The 2556-nt window shown below is 63.5% G+C and carries 3 protein-coding genes; all 3 read left to right on the top strand.

Features of this window, described 5'->3' with window-relative positions; all coding sequences use genetic code 11:
• On the top strand, positions 1 to 859 hold an 859-nt coding region (gene ispH / locus ABSG20_RS34490; protein ID WP_423868904.1), incomplete at its 5' end, for a 4-hydroxy-3-methylbut-2-enyl diphosphate reductase.
• A 6-nt stretch (positions 860 to 865) separates the two neighbouring features.
• Positions 866 to 1849, top strand: coding sequence for a homoserine kinase (locus ABSG20_RS34485; protein WP_423868903.1), 984 nt, complete (start codon positions 866 to 868; stop codon positions 1847 to 1849).
• Positions 1846 to 2310, top strand: coding sequence for a ribonuclease HI (gene rnhA, locus ABSG20_RS34480; RefSeq protein WP_423868902.1), 465 nt, complete (start codon positions 1846 to 1848; stop codon positions 2308 to 2310). The genes ABSG20_RS34485 and rnhA overlap by 4 nt, the downstream gene beginning before the upstream one ends.
• Positions 2311 to 2556: the final 246 nt, after the last annotated feature.

The raw sequence follows: 2556 nt of genomic DNA, 5'->3' as shown, positions 1-2556 counted from the left end.
CGCTCCGGTCTATGTCCGCCACGAGATTGTCCATAACCGCTATGTGGTCGACAGCCTGAGGACCAAGGGAGCGATTTTCGTCGAGGAGCTGGCCGAAATCCCCGACAATACCGATGCGCCGGTGGTGTTTTCGGCCCACGGGGTTCCCAAATCGGTGCCGGCGGACGCGCGCGCCCGCAATTTCTTCTCGCTCGATGCCACCTGTCCGCTGGTCACCAAGGTGCACCGCGAGGCCGCGATCCATTTCAAGCGCGGCCGCGAGATCCTCTTGATCGGGCATTCCCACCATCCGGAAGTGGTCGGCACGCTGGGACAGCTGCCGCCCGGCGCGGTGACGCTGATCGAGACTGCCCACGACGCCGCCACCTTCACGCCAAAGGACCCCAATAATCTCGCCTTCGTCACCCAGACCACGCTGTCGATCGACGACACCGCCGAAATCGTCGCGATGCTGAAGGAGCGGTTTCCCAACATCTCCGGCCCGCACAAGGAGGACATCTGCTACGCCACCACCAACCGCCAGCTCGCGGTCAAGAAGGTGGCGCCGGTGGTCGACGCCCTGATCGTGGTCGGGGCGCCGAATTCGTCGAACTCGCAGCGCTTGCGCGAAGTCGCCGAACGCGAGGGCTGTCCGATCGCGGTTTTGGCGCAACGCGCCGGCGATCTCGACTGGTCGAGATTTGAGGGCATCCGGAGCCTCGGCATCACCGCGGGCGCGTCGGCGCCGGAGGTGATCGTCGAGGAGATCATGGGGGCGTTTGCCGAGCGCTACGAACTGCATGTGGAGACGGTCTCGGCTGCGGAAGAGAACGAGTTCTTCCCGCTGCCGCGCTCGCTGCGGCCCGACGCCGCAGAATGATCTGACATGGCGGTCTACACCGACGTCGCCGCCGATGAGCTCGCGGAATTCCTCACCGGTTACGACATCGGCGAGTTGTTGTCCTACAAGGGCATCGCCGAAGGCGTCGAAAACTCCAACTTCCTGCTGCACACCACGGCCGGCTATTTCATCCTGACGCTGTATGAAAAGCGCGTCGCCAAAAGCGATCTGCCGTTCTTTCTGGGTCTGATGACGCATCTCTCCCGCCACGGCATCAATTGTCCGCAGCCGGTGCAGAACAAGCGCGGCGAAGCGCTGGTTTCGCTGGCCGGCCGTCCGGCGGCGATCATCAATTTTCTGGAAGGCGTCTGGCCGCGCAAGCCCAGCGTGGCGCACTGCGCCGGCGCCGGTCAGGCATTGGCGAAGCTGCATCTTGCCGGCCGCGATTTCGGCATGTCCCGCGCCAACGCGCTGTCGGTGTCGGGCTGGCGTCCGTTGTTCGACGCCGCCGCATCGCGCGCCGACGAATTGCAATACGGATTATCCGACTTCATCCGTGCCGAGCTCGATCATCTCGAAGGTAATGTCTGGCCGAACAATCTGCCGCAGGGCGTGATTCACGCCGACCTGTTTCCGGACAATGTGTTCTTTCTCGGCGAACGGGTCTCCGGCATCATCGATTTCACCTTCGCCTGCGATGATATGCTGGCCTATGACGTGGCGATCTGCCTCAATGCCTGGTGCTTCGAGAGCGATTGTTCGTTCAACGTCACCAAGGCGCGCGCGTTTCTTGGCGCCTATGGCCGGGAGCGGCAGCTGTCGGACGCCGAACGGGATGCGCTGCCGGTGCTGGCGCGCGGCGCGGCGCTGCGTTTCCTGCTGACGCGGCTGGTCGATTTCCTCAACGTACCGCCGGGTGCGCTGGTGAAACCAAAAGATCCGCTCGAATATGTCCGCAAGCTGCGGTTTCAGCAGGCCGTGGCCAGCCTGCGCGATTACGGCGTGGACGCCTCGGGTCTTCCAGCGTGAGCGTGCTCCCCTCGGTCATCATTCACACCGACGGCGCCTGCTCGGGCAATCCGGGGCCGGGCGGCTGGGGCGCGATCCTGAAATTCGGCAATGTCGAAAAGGAATTGCATGGCGGCGAGGCCCATACCACCAACAACCGCATGGAACTGATGGCGGCGATCTCGGCGCTGGAGGCTTTGAAAAAACCCTGCAGCGTCGATCTTTATACCGACAGCCAGTATGTGCGTCAGGGCATCACCGGCTGGATCCATGGCTGGAAGAGGAACGGCTGGCGCACTGCGGACAAGAAGCCGGTCAAGAATGCCGAGCTGTGGCAGCGGCTGGAGGCCGCATTGAAACCGCACGAGGTCCGCTGGCATTGGGTCAGGGGCCACGCCGGCCATCACGAGAACGAGCGCGCCGATCAACTGGCGCGCGATGGCGTGGCGATGGCGCGGCTGAAGATCAGGAAGCCGGTGTAAAAGCAAAGCGGCTGTATCGCCATGTCGCTGGCGTGCCGGTGAATTGACGGATCGGGCGCCGATCATGCAGCCGCGGCGGTGAGCCGCCTGTTCCTCCTGTTAAAACAGGTAAAAAAACAGGCGCAGGCCCATCCGCACATGCTCGGGTCGGGCTTGAATGAGCGCGCGATCCGCCCATCGCCTTCGCCGCGGGACCAAGGCCTGCCTATTCCATTCACTTGTCAAACAGCCGGACGCGCAATTCGC

Source organism: Bradyrhizobium sp. (assembly GCF_049512235.1).
Classification (GTDB): domain Bacteria; phylum Pseudomonadota; class Alphaproteobacteria; order Rhizobiales; family Xanthobacteraceae; genus Bradyrhizobium.
This window is presented reverse-complemented; position numbering and strand designations above follow the sequence as displayed.

Coding starts and splice junctions, on each gene's coding strand:
- ABSG20_RS34485 (WP_423868903.1), top strand. CDS start 866: ATGGCGGTCTACACCGACGTCGCCGCCGATGAGCTCGCGGAATTCCTC.